Annotated in this window: 14 protein-coding genes; 6 read left to right on the top strand and 8 right to left on the bottom strand. The window is 70.6% G+C overall.

Features of this window, described 5'->3' with window-relative positions; genetic code table 11:
- Positions 1–14: 14 nt before the first annotated feature.
- The 4 genes from H4W81_RS41750 to H4W81_RS41735 are packed head-to-tail and all read right to left on the bottom strand — an operon-like array spanning position 15 to position 2,805.
- Positions 15–974: an adenylate/guanylate cyclase domain-containing protein gene (locus H4W81_RS41750; protein WP_192779839.1), complete on the bottom strand. Its 960-nt coding sequence runs from the start codon at positions 972–974 to the stop codon at positions 15–17.
- Between the two features lie 10 nt (positions 975–984).
- The gene (locus H4W81_RS41745; RefSeq protein ID WP_420538767.1) at positions 985–1,455 is read right to left on the bottom strand and encodes a PH domain-containing protein; all 471 of its coding nucleotides are present in this window, start codon (positions 1,453–1,455) and stop codon (positions 985–987) included.
- Positions 1,352–1,885 carry an ArsR family transcriptional regulator gene (locus tag H4W81_RS50270; RefSeq protein WP_420538766.1) on the bottom strand — a complete coding sequence of 178 codons (534 nt, stop codon included), beginning with the start codon at positions 1,883–1,885 and terminating at the stop codon, positions 1,352–1,354. The genes H4W81_RS41745 and H4W81_RS50270 overlap by 104 nt, the downstream gene beginning before the upstream one ends.
- A gap of 8 nt (positions 1,886–1,893) precedes the next feature.
- Positions 1,894–2,805 carry a biotin--[acetyl-CoA-carboxylase] ligase gene (locus H4W81_RS41735; protein WP_318782411.1) on the bottom strand — a complete coding sequence of 304 codons (912 nt, stop codon included), beginning with the start codon at positions 2,803–2,805 and terminating at the stop codon, positions 1,894–1,896.
- 264 nt (positions 2,806–3,069) lie between these two features.
- Here H4W81_RS41735 and fdhD point away from each other — a divergent pair, with 264 nt between their 5' ends.
- From fdhD to H4W81_RS41715, 4 genes are all read left to right on the top strand, one after another.
- Entirely contained in the window at positions 3,070–3,903 is an 834-nt protein-coding gene (gene fdhD, locus H4W81_RS41730) for a formate dehydrogenase accessory sulfurtransferase FdhD (protein ID WP_192779836.1), read from the top strand.
- Positions 3,904–4,025: 122 nt separating this feature from the next.
- Positions 4,026–4,409 (top strand): peptidase inhibitor family I36 protein, encoded by a 384-nt coding sequence (locus H4W81_RS41725; protein ID WP_225959045.1) that lies wholly within the window; start codon positions 4,026–4,028, stop codon positions 4,407–4,409.
- A gap of 128 nt (positions 4,410–4,537) precedes the next feature.
- Positions 4,538–5,950, top strand: coding sequence for an MFS transporter (locus tag H4W81_RS41720; RefSeq protein WP_318782410.1), 1,413 nt, complete (start codon positions 4,538–4,540; stop codon positions 5,948–5,950).
- A gap of 276 nt (positions 5,951–6,226) precedes the next feature.
- Positions 6,227–7,372, top strand: coding sequence for a DUF418 domain-containing protein (locus H4W81_RS41715; protein WP_192779834.1), 1,146 nt, complete (start codon positions 6,227–6,229; stop codon positions 7,370–7,372).
- Here the strand turns inward: H4W81_RS41715 and H4W81_RS41710 are convergent.
- The 4 genes from H4W81_RS41710 to H4W81_RS41695 form a co-directional block, all read right to left on the bottom strand.
- Entirely contained in the window at positions 7,353–7,784 is a 432-nt protein-coding gene (locus H4W81_RS41710; RefSeq protein ID WP_192779833.1) for a GNAT family N-acetyltransferase, read from the bottom strand. The genes H4W81_RS41715 and H4W81_RS41710 overlap by 20 nt on opposite strands.
- Positions 7,781–10,405, bottom strand: a complete 2,625-nt coding sequence (locus H4W81_RS41705) for a phosphoenolpyruvate carboxylase (RefSeq protein WP_225959044.1) — start codon at positions 10,403–10,405, stop codon at positions 7,781–7,783. Before H4W81_RS41705 ends, H4W81_RS41710 begins: the two co-directional genes overlap by 4 nt.
- A 64-nt stretch (positions 10,406–10,469) precedes the next feature.
- Positions 10,470–12,029 carry a hypothetical protein gene (locus tag H4W81_RS41700; protein WP_192779832.1) on the bottom strand — a complete coding sequence of 520 codons (1,560 nt, stop codon included), beginning with the start codon at positions 12,027–12,029 and terminating at the stop codon, positions 10,470–10,472.
- On the bottom strand, positions 12,005–12,769 hold the full coding sequence (locus H4W81_RS41695; RefSeq protein ID WP_192779831.1) for an ABC transporter ATP-binding protein: 765 nt from the start codon (positions 12,767–12,769) through the stop codon (positions 12,005–12,007). The genes H4W81_RS41700 and H4W81_RS41695 overlap by 25 nt, the downstream gene beginning before the upstream one ends.
- A gap of 58 nt (positions 12,770–12,827) precedes the next feature.
- Between H4W81_RS41695 and H4W81_RS41690 the strand changes: the two genes are divergently transcribed.
- Positions 12,828–14,426, top strand: coding sequence for an acyl-CoA carboxylase subunit beta (locus H4W81_RS41690; RefSeq protein ID WP_192779830.1), 1,599 nt, complete (start codon positions 12,828–12,830; stop codon positions 14,424–14,426).
- Positions 14,423–14,623 carry an acyl-CoA carboxylase subunit epsilon gene (locus H4W81_RS41685; protein ID WP_192779829.1) on the top strand — a complete coding sequence of 67 codons (201 nt, stop codon included), beginning with the start codon at positions 14,423–14,425 and terminating at the stop codon, positions 14,621–14,623. The genes H4W81_RS41690 and H4W81_RS41685 overlap by 4 nt, the downstream gene beginning before the upstream one ends.
- Positions 14,624–14,680 lie beyond the last annotated feature (57 nt).

Raw genomic sequence — 14,680 nt, 5'->3', positions numbered from 1 at the left:
CGTTCATCATCTGCTCAAGGCGATGATCGCCGCAAGACATACGGCTGCACCACGCCGAGTCCTCTAGCTGGCCTTCGACGAATTTTGTGCAGATCGAAGCCCTCTTCGGCGAGCCCTTCGGCGAGATCGGCGTCGACCACGATGGTTCCAGGCCTGGCGATGGCGGTCAGCCGCGCCGCCAGGTTGACGGTGGTGCCGAAGACGTCTCCCATCATCGGCAGCACGGGGCCGTAGGCCATGCCGATGCGCAGCTCGCCGGTCTCGACGAGGTCGAGCGCGATCCGCGCGGCCTGCGCCCTGCTGGGCGCGGTGAACAGCACCTCGTCGCCCAGCGTCTTGACCAGCCTGGCGCCGTGGACGGCGACGACGTCGGCGGCGCGCGACTCGAACCCCTCCACCAGCTCGGCCAGCTCCCGCTCCGACAACTCCCTGGATCTTCTGGTGAAGGAGACGAGATCGGCGAACCCCACGGCGAGGGAGACGCGGGTGGGCACGAGGTCGTCGTTGATGTCGGCGATCGCCAGCAGCCGGGTGCCCGCCGCGGCCAGCTGGGCCCGCCAGACGTGGATGAGCACGTGCTCGAAGTCGGGAAGAAGCTGCTGCGAGGTCTCCAGGATCCGGGCGAGGTCGGCGTCGGAGGGCTGTACGTCGGGCGGCAGCATCGCGCCGACCATGATCTCGGCCTGCCACTGGGCGAGCCTGGCGGTGGTCTGGCCGAGCGCCCTGGCCATGCGGATGACCGTGGGCTCGTCCATCAGCCCGCTGTCGAGCATCTTGCGCACCCGCCGCAGCGCGGCCACGTCGGCGTCGCTGAAGGCCACCGCGTCGTCGGCGAGCGTGGCGAAGCCGAGGGCCCGCCAGATCCGCTCGGCGAGCTCCTGCGACACGCCCGCCCGCGCGGCCACCTCTCCCCTGGTGTGGTGGGCGGGGGTGCCGACCAGCAGCCGCTCGATCTCCTCGGCCGTCGGCCTCATGCTGGGGAGACTACCTTCCGTCGACGACACCGTCGGAGACGTCCTCCACCGCTCGGAACAGGTCGGCCCGCACGTCCTGGATCTTCGGGATGTCGCGGAGCGCGAGCTGCCCCTGGTCGCTGGCCGACTCGACGGTCAGCGTGCCGCAGCCCAGCATGCGCTCGGCGAACGACTGGTCGGAGCTGACCGAGTTGACCTTGGTGAGGGGGATCTCGTCGGTCGACTTGTTCAGCACGCCCGTGCTGATGGTGAAGCGGTGCGTGGTGAGCACGTAGCCGGTGTTCTTCCACTGCAGGTAGGGGATGAACGACCAGATCGTCAGCAGGATGACCGCGATCACGACGGCCGCGGCCCTGCCGTAGAAGGCGTACTCCCAGTCACCCGGGATGAGGTACAGCGCGACGCCGGTCGCGGCGACGATGAGGACGAGCGCGACGGCGGGGCCGATGAGCCGCTTCCAGTGCGGGTTGAACGACCTGATGCGCCGTTCGCCCTGGGTCAGGTGATGATCCGGGAGAGTCATGGCTGAAATCGTGGCACGGAGGCCGGGCGAACGCCACGAAGAAGGGCGAACGCGAGATGTCAGGGCGTGTAGAAGGCGATCGTGTTCTTCGCCGCGGCGGCGGCCTGCTCGGCGGTGGCCCCCGCGTTTTCGTGCGCCTGGCCCCGACGATGTCTCTCACGGGGACTCCTCTGTTGGCTCCTGCGTGCGTGCTCGCCTGCCGCGAGCCAGCTCCGTTTCCAGGGCGTCGAGCCGCTGGTCCCAGAACCGGCGGAAGCGCTCCATCCACTGGTCGACCTCGCGCAGCGGGGCCGCCTCGACGGTGTAGAGCCGCTTGGCGCCCGCGGACGCTGGCGAACCCGTTGTCGCGGAGCACCCGCAGGTGCTGCGAGACGGCCGGCTGGGAGATCCCGCCCGTCAGGAAGCGGGGCGGACGTGGACCACGTCGCCCGCGCTGAGCGTCCTGCCGCCGACCTGGAGATGCCCCTCCGCGTCGACGCCGGTGGCCGTGCCCGTCAGGATGCGGTCGCCGGGCAGCTCCACCCGTACCTCGCGGCCGATGGTGGCGCTGGAGGCCTGGTAGGCGGCGCGCAGCCCGCAGGCGTCCGCGTCGCCGCCGGCGCTCTGCCAGTCGCGGTAGTGGCTCTCGATCTCCCTGAGGATGGCCCGGATCAGCGGGTCACGGTCGGTGCCGTGCGCGCGCTCGTCCATGGAACCCGGCTGCCCCTCCCCACCTTCCGCGGGCTCCTCGTGTTCCGCCCTGTCGCTCTTCGCGCTGTCACTCTTGGCCCTGTCGCCGAGCTCGATCGCGATCGAGGTGGCGGTGCCGACGGGCAGCTCGTCGGCGCGGAGCGAGACGTTCAACCCCATCCCGACCACGACCGCGCCGGTCTCGACCCGCTCGGCCAGGATCCCGGCGAGCTTCCGCTCGCCGACGAGCAGGTCGTTCGGCCACTTCAGCCGGACGTCGACCCCGGCGACCCGCCGTACGGCGGAGGCCGCCGCCACGCCGAACAGCAGCGGCAGCCAGCCCTGCCTGAGCTGCGGCACGTCGGGACGCAGCAGCACGGAGAAGGTCAGCCCGGAGCGAGGCGGCGCGTTCCAGACCCTGCCGAGCCTGCCGCGTCCGGCGAGCTGCGTCTCCGCGATCAGCACCGCCCCCTCCCGCTCGCCCGACTTGGCCCGCTCGGCGAGGTCGGCGTTGGTGGAGCCGGCGCGGTCCACGACGGTGACACCCGACCACAGGCCGCCGGGTCTGACCAGCGCACGGTTGAGCGCCGCCTCGCTCAGCGGCGGGCGGTCGAGGTCGGTGAAGGGCGATTCGGACACCTGTCCATCCTCTCTCAGAAAGGGACCGCCCCGCGCGCCCGCCGCCGCCCTTCCCTCCAAAGAAACCCCCGCCATCGCAGAGGGGCGGAGAGCGGACGTTCAGCGGCAAGGTCCGGGCAACCTGCAGATCCACTGGCCGAGGGGAACGCCCTTCTGGACGAGTCCCGCCGCTCCCCGGAGGCCCACATTCCCCGACTACAACGCCGTCGTCACGCTGAGCAGGGCCGGTGAGGAGGGTGAGACGCGAGCCGTAGGCTACGAGAGGTGACCACCCCAACCACCCGGGCGCGCATCACCGAGATCACCGGAAATGTCGTCCGAGAACGCCGGGACCACCTCGCCACCGAGGAGCCCCTCGAGATCCGGCTCACCGGCGCCGGCGCGCGCGACCGCAGGACCGTGGCGATCACCATGCGCACCCCGGGACACGACTTCGAGCTGGCGGCGGGCTTCCTCCACGGCGAGGGGATCGCGGGGCCCGGACACATCAGGGCCATCGGCTACTGCACCGACGAGGACGTCGCGCCGGAGGCGCGCTACAACACCGTCACGGTCGCGCTGGACGGCCCGATCCCCGACCTGCCGACCCTTGACAGGCACTTCCTCACCTCCAGCGCCTGCGGCGTCTGCGGCTCGGCCAGCCTGGACGTGCTCCGCGACCGGTGCGCGCCCGTTCCGGCCGGCGCGCTCAGGCTCTCCCCCAAGACGCTGTACGGCCTGCCGTCCAGGTTGAGGGCGGCCCAGGGCGTCTTCGGCAAGACGGGCGGCCTGCACGCGGCCGGCCTGTTCACCGGTGACGGCGACCTGCTCGCGGCGCGGGAGGACGTCGGCAGGCACAACGCCGTGGACAAGCTCGTCGGCTGGGCCTCGATGAACCAGCTGCTGCCCCTGCGCGACCACGTGCTGATGGTCAGCGGCAGGGCCAGCTACGAGATCATGCAGAAGGCCCTGGCGGCCGGGGTTCCCGCGGTGTGCGCGGTGTCGGCGCCGTCGTCGCTGGCGGTGGAGCTGGCGAGGGAGTTCGGGATGACCCTCGTCGGGTTCCTGCGCGAGGAGCGCTGCAACGTCTACGCGGGCATGGAGCGCATCACCGCTTAGCGAGCGATCGACATTGTCTCTTCAACCGGAAGATCGCGTCATGTATCTTCGGGGAGTCATCGAAGAAAAGTTTCATGTGAGGAGAGGCAGTGGGCAAGAAGCTTCACGCACTGGTTTTGCCGATGGCAGCTGTCGCGCTATCCGTCCTCCCGACCACTCCCGCCCAGGCCACCACCGGCTACGACCGATGCCACGAGGGCTACTACTGCATGTTCTCCGGCCTCGACGGCACGGGCGACATCATCGAGATCCAGGTCAGCACGCCGGACCTCGCGGTGTTGAACATGGACGACAGGGCCAAGTCCGACTGGAACAGGACCGACTTCGTCATCCACCTCTACTCCGAGGCCAACTACGAGGGCTGCACGGCAGGCACCAGCCCCCGCGGCAAGGGCAACTTCTTCAGCACCTACCGCGACTTCTTCAGCTCGGTCCGCATCGGCGGCCCGAACGGCCCCTCCTGCGGCACCACCGACCCCGAGTTCCGGGTCAAGGCCCACGCCTGACCTGAGCGCCGAACGGCCCGGCATCGCACTGGCGGTGCCGGGCCTTTTTTCGGGTCAAGCTATGGAATGAAGCATTCCGTTCTGCTATTCTGGAACAGAACAAACCGTTCCGATTCAGGAGGCCAGCGGTGACCGTCCTCGACACCCGCCCCACGGTGGCGACCCCCCAGCAGCCAGTCGCCTACCGGTGGCGCTGGCCCGCACTGTTCGTCATCCTCGCCGGCTCCGTGATGGAGCTGCTCGACGCCACCGTCACCCACATCGCGGGCCCGACCATGCGGGCCGACCTCGGCGGTGGCACCTCGCTGATCCAGTGGCTCGGCGCCGCCTACACGCTGGCCATGACCGCGGGCCTGCTGACCGGCGGCAGGCTCGGCGACATCGTCGGCCGTAAGCGGATGTTCCTCATCGGCGTCATCGGCTTCACGATCGGCTCGCTGTTCTGCGCCGTCGCCGTCTCACCCGAGACGATGATCGCCGCCAGGGTCGCGCAGGGCCTGTTCGGCGCGGCGATGATCCCGCAGGGGCTCGGGCTGATGAAGGAGATGTTCCCGCCGAAGGAGCTACAGGCGGCGTTCGGGCTGTTCGGCCCGGTCATGGGCCTGTCGGCGATCGGCGGCCCCATCCTGGCGGGCTGGCTGGTCAGCGCCGACCTGTTCGGCACCGGCTGGCGGATGATCTTTCTGATCAACCTCCCGATCGGCGTGGCGGCGGTGCTCGCGGCGGTGCGCTTCCTGCCCTCCTCGCCGCCCGCCGGCGGCGTCCGGCTCGACCTGCCTGGGGCCGCCCTCGCCTCCCTCGGCACCGTTCTGATCGTCTTCCCGCTGGTCCAGGGCGGCGAGCACGGCTGGCCGCTCTGGTCGTTCGCGATGATGGCCGCCTCGGCCGTGACCTTCGCCTGCTTCGTCGGCTACGAGAAGCGCCGTGACCGCGACCCGCTGATCGCCCCCTCGCTGTTCCGCAAGCCCGCGTTCGTCTCCGGCCTGGCCGTCGGCGCCATCTACTTCGCCGCGTTCGGGGGCGTGCTGCTGGTGATCGGCCTCTACACCCAGCTCGGTCTCGGCTACTCGCCGCTGAAGGCGGCGCTGACCGGCGTGCCGTCCTCGATCGGGATGATCGCCGGCATGGGCGTCGCGCAGGCCACGCAGAAGCACGGCCGCAGGGTCCTGCTGGCCGGAGCGGTCGTCATGGGCCTGGCGGTGCTCGCCCTCCTCGTCGTCGCCGAGCAGGGCGTGACGCCGTGGCAGCTCGCCCCCGCGCTCGCCGTCGTCGGCCTCGGCAGCGGGCTGATCATGGGCCCCTACTTCAGCATCGTGATGGCCGCGGTCGATCCCCGGGAGACCGGTTCGGCCTCCGGCACGCTCACCGCGATCCAGCAGGTCGGCAACGCGCTCGGCCTGGCCGTCCTCGGCACCGTCTACTTCGGCACCGGAAGCGTGGAGATCACCCTCGCCGTGGCCGCCGCGATGGTGGCGGCGACCTTCGTGGTCGGGCTGATGCTGCCCAGGCACGGCCGTACCGACGCCGACCTCGTACACTGACCGCTCGTCGCGCCTCCTGGGGTTAACCGGGACGGCGGGCTCGTCGGCGAACCCCTACCACGAGAACGCGCACGACCCCTCCGCGTGGGCGTCCAAGGAGCCCAGCACCGTGCCGATGGGCGTGGCCCCGGCCCTGTGCGGCGGCCTTCGAAGACCCCGGAACACCGATCCCCGGTGGGCCGGGGTCTTCGTCTGCCGGAAGCAGCGACTTTGGTCGGATGCGGGAGCGTCCGAAGATCGATGTGGGCGGCGGCGCCGATCTCTAGCGTCGAGGGCATGACGCAGACCCAGGCTCCTCCAGCCAGGCGCATCCACGAGATCGACGCCGTCAGGGGCTTCGCGCTCGGGGGCATCCTGGTGGCGAACATCGGCTTCTTCGCCGACCCCGGCTACGCCACGGGCGGCGGCACGCTGCCCATCACCGAGGGCCCGGTCGCCCTCGTGGTCAGCACGCTCGTACTGACCAAGTTCTACGTCATCTTCTCCTTCCTGTTCGGCTACTCCTTCACCCTGCAGATGCGCTCGTGGGGCGACAGGGTGAAGGGAAGGATGCTGCGCCGCTGCCTCGGCCTGTTCACGCTGGGCGTGCTGCAGGGCTTCCTGCTGTGGATCGGCGACATCCTCACCCTCTACGCTGCGCTCGGCCTGATCCTGCTGGCCATGCGGAACGTCAGGCCGAAGACCGCCGTCGTGACCGGCTCGGTGATCATCGGCGTCATGTCGCTGCTGTGGCTCTCCCTCGCGGCGCTGACGCTGCTCGACCCGAGCGCCGGCGCGACCCCTGCGATCGATCCGGCCGCCGCCGCGCGGGCCCAGGCGCTGGTGACCGGGAGCCCGCTGGACTTCCTCACCTACCAGGCGGAGACCTACCCGGGGCTGGCGTTGTTCGTCTGGCTCGGCCAGGGCCCGATGGCGATGGCGCTGTTCCTGTTCGGGCTGGCCGCGGGCAAGTCGCGGCTGTTCGAGGAGCCCGAGCGCTGGGCGCACCTGGTCCCCCGCGTCCAGGCACTGGGGTTCGGGATCGGGCTGCCCGCCGCCGTCTTCTTCACCTGGTCGATCAGCGCCTCCGGCAGCTGGGAACTGGTCGGGATGGCGGTCACCAACGTGGCCTCGCCACTGCTGGCCGCCGCCTACGTGGTCACGCTGCTCCAGGTGGTCAGGCGGGTGCCCGCGGTCGGCGCGGCGCTCTCACCCGCGGGCAGGTCCGCCGCCTCCAACTACATCGGCCAGTCGGTGCTGATGTGCCTGGTCTTCACCGGGTACGGCCTGGCGCTGGCGGGCAGCCTGTCGCCCCTCGCGGTGATGGGCGTGGCCGCGCTGATCTACACGCTCCTGCTGGCGCTGAGCGCGTGGTGGATGCGCGGCCACCGCTACGGCCCGATCGAGTACGGCCTGCGCCGCTTCACAAATCTTTCCGCATGAAGACCACGTCGCGCTCGCCGATCGGCTCCCGCGAGGTGATCGTGTAGCCGAGCCGTTCGTAGAGCGCGATGTTGACCTTCATCATGGCGTTGGTGATGAGCCGCAGGGCGGGCAGCCCGAGCGCCGCCGCCCGCTCCTCGGCGAAGGCCAGCAGCTGCCTGCCGAGGCCCTGCCCGTGCTGGTCGGGCCGGACCGCCACGTTGTCGACGTACAGCACACCCTCTTCGGGCACGAGCACGATCAGCCCGCGCAGGTCGTCGAGGACGAAGATGTGCCCGGCGGCCAGGTGCGCCGGATAGTCGTCGTCCATGGGCTTGGGGCGGATGCCGATCAGTTCCGCCCATGGCTGGTAGGCCGCCGCGACGATCTTCTCGATCACCGGCAGGTCCTCGGCGCGTGCGGGGCGGATCAACCGGTGTTCTGCAATCCGGCGGCGACGCCGTTGACCGACAGCAGCAGCAACGTGGACAGCCTCTCTCGCTCGGCCTCCGACAGGTCTTCCGTGGTCCGCAGCGCGGTCAGCGCGCGCAGCTGCAGGTGGGAGAGGGCGTCGACGTAGGGGTCGCGCAGCTGGACGGCCCGCGAGAGCACCTTCCTGTTCTCCAGCAGCCTGGAGTGCCCGGTGACCGAGAGCACCAGACGGCGGGTCCTGTCGTACTCCTCCAGCACCTGCGCCTCGAAGTCGGGACGCCCGCCGAGCGCGAGGTAGCGCGCGGCGATCGAGCGGTCGGTCTTGGCCAGCGACATCTCGACATTGTCGAGCAGCGAGGCGAACAGCGGCCATTCGCGGTAGGCGGCCCGCAGTTCGGTGACGTCCTCGACGGAGGCGAGGCCGCTGCCCAGGCCGTACCAGCCGGGCAGGTTGACCCGCGTCTGCGCCCACGCGAACACCCACGGGATGGCCCGCAGGTCGTCGAGGGAGCGCGGCGCGCCGAGGCCGCGCCGCGCGGGGCGGGAGCCGAGGCGCAACGAGCCGATCTCCTCCAGCGGGCTGACCAGCGCGAACCACTCGGGGAAGCCCTTGGCCTCGGTGAGCGCGCGGTAGGCCCGCTCGGAGGCGGCGGCCACCTGGGAGGCCAGCGCGCGGAAGCGGGCGGCCGCGGCGGCGGTGCGCTCGCCGACGGTCGGGGAGGAGGCCAGCAGCACCGCGTTGGAGACCTGCTCCATGTGCCGCCGGGCGATGGCCTGGTGTCCGTAGCGGGCGAAGATGACCTCGCCCTGCTCGGTGACCTTGAAGCGGCCCGCGACGCTGCCGGGGGCCTGGGCGAGCACGGCCCGGTTCGCCGGGCCGCCGCCCCTGCCGAGCGCGCCGCCCCTGCCGTGGAAGAGGCGGAGCTTGACGTCGTTGGCCAGGGCCCAGGCGGTCAGCCGCTCCTGCGCCTCGTACAGCTTGAGTGTCGCGGCGGCGGGCCCGAGCTCCTTGGCGGAGTCGGAGTAGCCGAGCATGACCTCCACCCGGCGGTCGTTGCCGGCCAGGCGGCGCTGCACCTCGGGCAGCTTCAGCATGCCCGCGAGCACGTCGGCGGAGTTGTCGAGGTCCTGGCCCGACTCGAACAGCGGCACCACGTCGAGCACGGGCGCGCGGTCGCCGAGCGCGTGGGCGGCCAGCTCGTAGACCGCGGCGACGTCCTCGGCGGTGCGGGTGAAGGAGACGACGTAGCGGGAGCAGGCGGTGACGCCGAAACGCTCCTGGATCCAGGCGATCACCCGGATCGTGGCCAGCACCTCCTCGGTGCGCTCCGACAGCGCCCCACCCGCGCGGATCTCCTCCAGCGCGGCGGCGTGGACCTGGGAGTGCTGGCGCACCTCCAGCTCGGCCAGGTGGAAGCCGAACGTCTCGACCTGCCAGACGAGGTGCTGCAGCTCGCCGTAGGCCTGACGGACGGCCCCCGCCGCGGCCAGTGAGTCCTGTGCGAGCCGCAGGTCGGCCAGCAGGTCGGCGGGCGCGAGGTAGGCCAGGTCGAGGTCGCGGCGGCGGGTGGCGCCGATGCGCGCGGCGACGTACAGCAGCCACTGCCGGTGCGGCTCGGACGGCGAGCGGGTGGCCAGTTCGGAGACCAGGTCGGGGCTGGCGTCCTGGGCTTCGGCCAGCGCCCTGCGCAGCGCGGGCGACGGCGGGGTGTACTGGGAGGCCGCGGTGAGCGTGCGGGCGATGCGCGTGGTGGCGGTCTCCAGCGCGGTCAGCACGTGCTCGGCCTGGATCAGGACGGCCTCGCGGGTGACCTTGGCCGTGACGTTGGGATTGCCGTCGCGGTCGCCGCCGATCCAGCTGCCGTAGCGGATGAACGGCCTGGCCAGCGGGGGCCTGGTGCCGCTGCCCTCGTCGAGCGCGGCGTCGAGCGAGCGGTAGACCTGCGGCACCACGCGGAAGAGCGTCTCGTCGAAGGCGGCCATGGCGGTGCGCACCTCGTCGAGCGGGTCGAGCTTGGTGTTGCGCAGCTGGGCCGTACGCCAGAGGAGGTCGATCTCCTCCAGCAGGCGGCGCCGGCTCTCGGCGCGCTCGGAGGCGCCGCGCCCCTGGGCGGTGTACTCGGTGAGCTGGCCGCTGATGCGCTGGATCGCGGTGACGACGGCGCGCCTGCGCGCCTCCGTCGGGTGCGCGGTCAGCACGGGGTGCAGCTCCAGGCCCTGGACCAGCTCGGCGACGCGCTCCCTGCCCAGCTCCTCGACGGCGGAGGCGAGCGACTCGCGCTGGACGGCGTCGCCCGCGTCACGGTCGCGCAGGGTGCGGATGCGGTAGTGCTCCTCGGCGAGGTTGGCCAGGTGGAAGTAACAGGTGAAGGCGCGGGCGATCTGCACCGCCCTGTCGATCTCCCACGCGCTCACCATCTCCGCGACCTCATCAGCGGACACCTCCCCACGTCTCGCGCCGATGACGGCTTTGCGCAGGCGTTCGACGTCCTCCAGGAGATCGGGACCGCCCTGCTCGGCGATCACCTGTCCGAGCAGCTCGCCGAGCAGCCGCACGTCGCGGCGGAGCTCGTCGGGCATCTCGCTGACGGCGCTGTGGCGCGGGATGGCCTGGTCAATCATGCTTCGCACGATATCCACTCGACCTGAACGACTGGAGACCGGTCTCAACCAGTGGACTAGACCATTACGTGGGCTTGGAGACCGCGGAGAGAAGCTCGGGCAGCCGTGGGTAGCCCACCTTGCCCGCCAGCACCCTGCCACCCCACGCGACCGCCAGCCCGTACGGCAGCGCCACCGCGCTCAGCCAGGCAAAGCCGAGCAGCACGGGCAGCGCCACTGGCAGCGCGAGCAGCGCGGTGACGATCAGGGCGCCGAAGGAGGCGACGAAGGCGACCCCGCCCTGCCCCGGCGCCGCGCCGGTGAAGGCGTTGAGCCGGTCGGGCACCGTGTAGGGGACGAGCACGCTGGTGAGCGCGCCGACGCCGAGCCCGATGCCGAGCACGCCCCACGCGGTCAGCACCGCCGGCAGCACCCAGGCGAGGGTGCCGGCGAACAGGCCGCCGAGCACGCTGAGCAGGATCAGCAGGGGAACCGCGATGATCGCCACGCCCAGGTGCCGTCCCGCCACGTCGCCGCGCAGGTCCCGGTCGTTTCCGTAGACGACGGCGTTCATCCACAGGGAGCGGCCGTCGATGCCGAAGATGTTGCACTGCTGCATGCCGATCATCAGTGCGCCGAGGCAGGCCGGGCCGATCGCCACGCCCGGACCCGAGCCCGCGCCCTGCCCGTTCATGGAGAAGGCCAGCACTCCCGTCACCGCGATGGAGGCGAACCAGCCGACCCTGCCCCTGGGGTCGCGGCGGGCGTACTTCAGCTCCTTGCCCACCACGGCAGCGACCCTGCCGTCGGGCAGGAACCTGTCGATCAGGCCACTGGACCTGCGCACCGAGGCGGCCTGGGTGGAGGCGTCGGTGGTGACCAGCGCCCTGCCGAGCGCCTTGATCCATAGCCAGCCGAGCGCCAGGACGAGCAGGGCGAGCGCCGCCAGCTCCAGCACGCCGGTCAGCCCGCCGTCGCTGATGGCGTGGGCGGCCCAGCCGGGCGGGGTCCAGCGCAGTACGGCGGCGAGGCTGCTCAGCAGGGCGAGGGGGTCGCCGGACAGGCCGCGGTTGACGATGAGATTGGGCAGCTGCGCCATCAGCACGAACACGATGACGCCGACGGCCAGCAGGTCACGGCCCCTGCGCGAGCGCAGCAGCCCCGACAGCGCGGTCGTGATCAGCCTGGAGGTGACGATGCAGAGCGCGAACTGCAGGAGCACCGCGACGACGCCGAGCAGCACGCCGCCGGCTCCTCTGGCCAGCCCCGCCAGCGCGCCCGCGGTCACCAGGAGCGAGGCGATCGGCCAGACGCCGGTGACCGAGGCGGCGAACATCCCCGCCGCCAGCTGACGCGTGCGCAGCGGGAAGAGGGCGAGTTTCGCCGGGTCGAGCGTGTCGTCGACGCCGAAGGCCAGCAGCGGGACGGTCGCCCAGAAGACCAGCAGCCCGGTGAAGGCGATCACGCCGACGTCGGCCGCCACCTGCGGGGGAGCCATCCTGAGCAGCGCGAGGAGCAGGAAGCCCGCCGCCGCCACGAGGAGCGCGGCCAGCACGGAGAAGACGAAGCCGAGGATGCGCTGGGCGTCGCCGCGCAGCCCACCGGAGATCAGCCTGAGCTTCAGTGCGACGAAGAGCCCAACCACGTCAGCCCCTCCTCTCCGCCCTGGCGAACGCCGACGAGGTCGAGGAAGGCCTGGTTGAGGCTGCGTCCCGCGCGCACCTCGTCGATCGGGCCCTGCGCGACGATGTGGCCGCCGCTCATCACCGACACCCAGTCGCACAGCCGCTCGACCAGGTCCATGACGTGGCTGGAGAAGATGACGGTGGACCCTGAGGCGGTGTAGCGCTGGAGCACCTCGGTGAGGGTGTTGGCGCTGACCGGGTCGACGCCCTCGAAGGGCTCGTCGAGGAAGAGGACGGCGGGGTTGTGCAGCAGCGCGGCGGCCAGGCCGATCTTCTTGCGCATGCCGGTGGAGTAGTCGACGACGAGCTTGTCGGCCGCGGCGACCAGGTCCATGACGCGCAGCAGTTCTTCGGCGCGCTGCTCGACCTCGGTCTTGGGGATGCCGCGCAGGCGGCCGTTGTAGTGGAGCAGCTCGCGGCCCGACAGCCGCTCGAACAGGCGCAGCCCCTCGGGCAGCACCCCGATGCGGGCCTTGACCTGGACCGGATCGCGCCAGACGTCGACGCCGCCGACCTGGGCCAGCCCGCCGTCGGGGCGGAGCAGTCCGGTGATCATGCTGAGCGTGGTCGTCTTGCCCGCGCCGTTGGGACCGACCAGCCCCGCGAAACTGCCCGCGGGAACCGTGAAATCGACCCCTGCCACCGCCACCTGCTGGCCGAACCGCTTGAACAGGCCTTCTGTGCGCACCGCCTCCGTCATGCCCCCTAGTCTGGTGCCTGTCCGACAGCGCCGCGCACATCCCCTTTAGTCTTACGGCATGAGCGCTGCACTGCCGTCGGAGCCCCCCGAGATCGACATCCACACCACCGCTGGCAAGATCGCCGACTTCGAGCGACGGCAGGACGAGGCCGCCCATGCGGGCTCGGCCCGTGCGGTGGAGAAGCAGCACGCCAAGGGCAAGATGACCGCCCGCGAGCGGCTGGACGCCTTCCTCGACGAGGGCTCCTTCGTCGAGTTCGACGAGTTCGCCCGCCACCGCGCCACGGCGTTCGGCATCGAGAACAACCGGCCCTACGGCGACGGCGTGGTGACCGGGCACGGCACCGTGGACGGCAGGCCCGTCGCCGTCTTCAGCCAGGACTTCACGGTCTTCGGCGGCTCGCTCGGCGAGGTCTACGGCGAGAAGATCGTCAAGGTCATGGACCACGCGCTCAAGGTCGGCTGCCCGATCGTCGGCATCAACGACGGCGGCGGCGCCCGGATCCAGGAGGGCGTGGTCGCCCTCGGCCTGTTCGCCGAGATCTTCAAGCGCAACGTGCACGCCTCCGGCGTGATCCCGCAGATCTCGCTGGTCATGGGCCCGTGCGCGGGCGGGGCGGTCTACTCCCCCGCGCTGACCGACTTCATCTTGATGGTGCAGGAGAAGTCGCACATGTTCATCACCGGGCCCGATGTGATCAAGACCGTCACCGGCGAAGAGGTGAGCTTCGAGGAGCTCGGCGGCGCCCACACCCACAACTCCAGGTCGGGCGTCGCGCACTACGAGGCCGCCGACGAGGCCGACTGCCTCGAGTTCGCCAAGGCCCTGCTGTCCTACCTGCCCTCCAACAACCTGGACGAGGCGCCGGTCTACGAGTCCGACCCCGAGCTGACCGTCACCGACGAGGACCGCGAGCTCGACACGCTGATCCCCGACTCGCCCAACCAGCCGTACGAGATGCGCACGGTCGTCGAGCACGTTCTCGACGACGGAGAGTTCCTGGAGGTCCACGCCCAGTTCGCGCCGAACCTCGTGGTCGGATTCGGCAGGGTCGAAGGACGGTCGGTGGGCATCGTGGCCAACCAGCCGATGAGTTTCGCCGGAACTCTCGATATTGCCGCGTCCGAAAAGGCGGCCAGATTTGTACGCACTTGTGATGCTTTCAATATCCCGGTGTTGACATTTGTCGATGTACCGGGATTCCTTCCCGGCACCGACCAGGAATGGAACGGAATCATCAGGCGCGGCGCCAAGCTGCTCTACGCCTACGCCGAGGCCACCGTCCCGCTGGTCACCGTCATCACCCGCAAGGCGTACGGCGGCGCCTACGACGTCATGGGCTCCAAGCACCTCGGCGCCGACATCAACCTCGCATGGCCGACCGCCCAGATCGCGGTCATGGGGGCGCAGGGCGCGGTCAACATCCTCTACCGGCGTGAGCTGGCCGCGGCCGACGATCCCGACGCCGAGCGGGCCAGGCTGGTCACCGAGTACGAGGACACGCTGGCCAATCCCTTCCTGGCCGCCGAGCGCGGGTACGTCGACGCGGTGATCAGGCCGTCCGACACCAGGGTGCAGATCGTCAGGGCGCTGCGCGCGCTGCGGAACAAGAGAGCCACGCTGCCCGCGAAGAAGCATGGGAACATCCCGCTATGACGCCTCATCTGCGAATTGTTCGGGGCGATGCGACTCCTGAGGAGATCGCGGCTCTTGTGGCGGTTCTGGCCTCCCGACACGCCGAAGCCGAGCGACCCGCCGCGCCGAAGAACGAATCATGGCGAAACCCGGCCAGGAGCATGCGTAAACCGCTCGTACCTGGGAAGTCGGCGTGGCGAAACAGCGCTCTACCGTAGAGGATCCTGAGAATCGGGTGTCAAGTTCCCCGGGAGTTGGGACTATCTAGAAAAGTA

The organism is Nonomuraea africana (genome assembly GCF_014873535.1).
GTDB lineage: Bacteria > Actinomycetota > Actinomycetes > Streptosporangiales > Streptosporangiaceae > Nonomuraea > Nonomuraea africana.
Note: the sequence above shows the minus strand (reverse complement) of the source record. Positions and strands in the feature narration are given on the sequence as shown.

Coding starts and splice junctions, on each gene's coding strand:
- H4W81_RS41725 (WP_225959045.1), top strand. CDS start 4,026: ATGGCAGCTGTCGCGCTATCCGTCCTCCCGACCACTCCCGCCCAGGCC.
- H4W81_RS41705 (WP_225959044.1), bottom strand. CDS start 10,405: ATGATTGACCAGGCCATCCCGCGCCACAGCGCCGTCAGCGAGATGCCC.
- H4W81_RS41685 (WP_192779829.1), top strand. CDS start 14,423: ATGACGCCTCATCTGCGAATTGTTCGGGGCGATGCGACTCCTGAGGAG.
- H4W81_RS41750 (WP_192779839.1), bottom strand. CDS start 974: ATGAGGCCGACGGCCGAGGAGATCGAGCGGCTGCTGGTCGGCACCCCC.
- H4W81_RS41690 (WP_192779830.1), top strand. CDS start 12,828: ATGAGCGCTGCACTGCCGTCGGAGCCCCCCGAGATCGACATCCACACC.
- H4W81_RS41715 (WP_192779834.1), top strand. CDS start 6,227: ATGACGCAGACCCAGGCTCCTCCAGCCAGGCGCATCCACGAGATCGAC.
- H4W81_RS41695 (WP_192779831.1), bottom strand. CDS start 12,769: ATGACGGAGGCGGTGCGCACAGAAGGCCTGTTCAAGCGGTTCGGCCAG.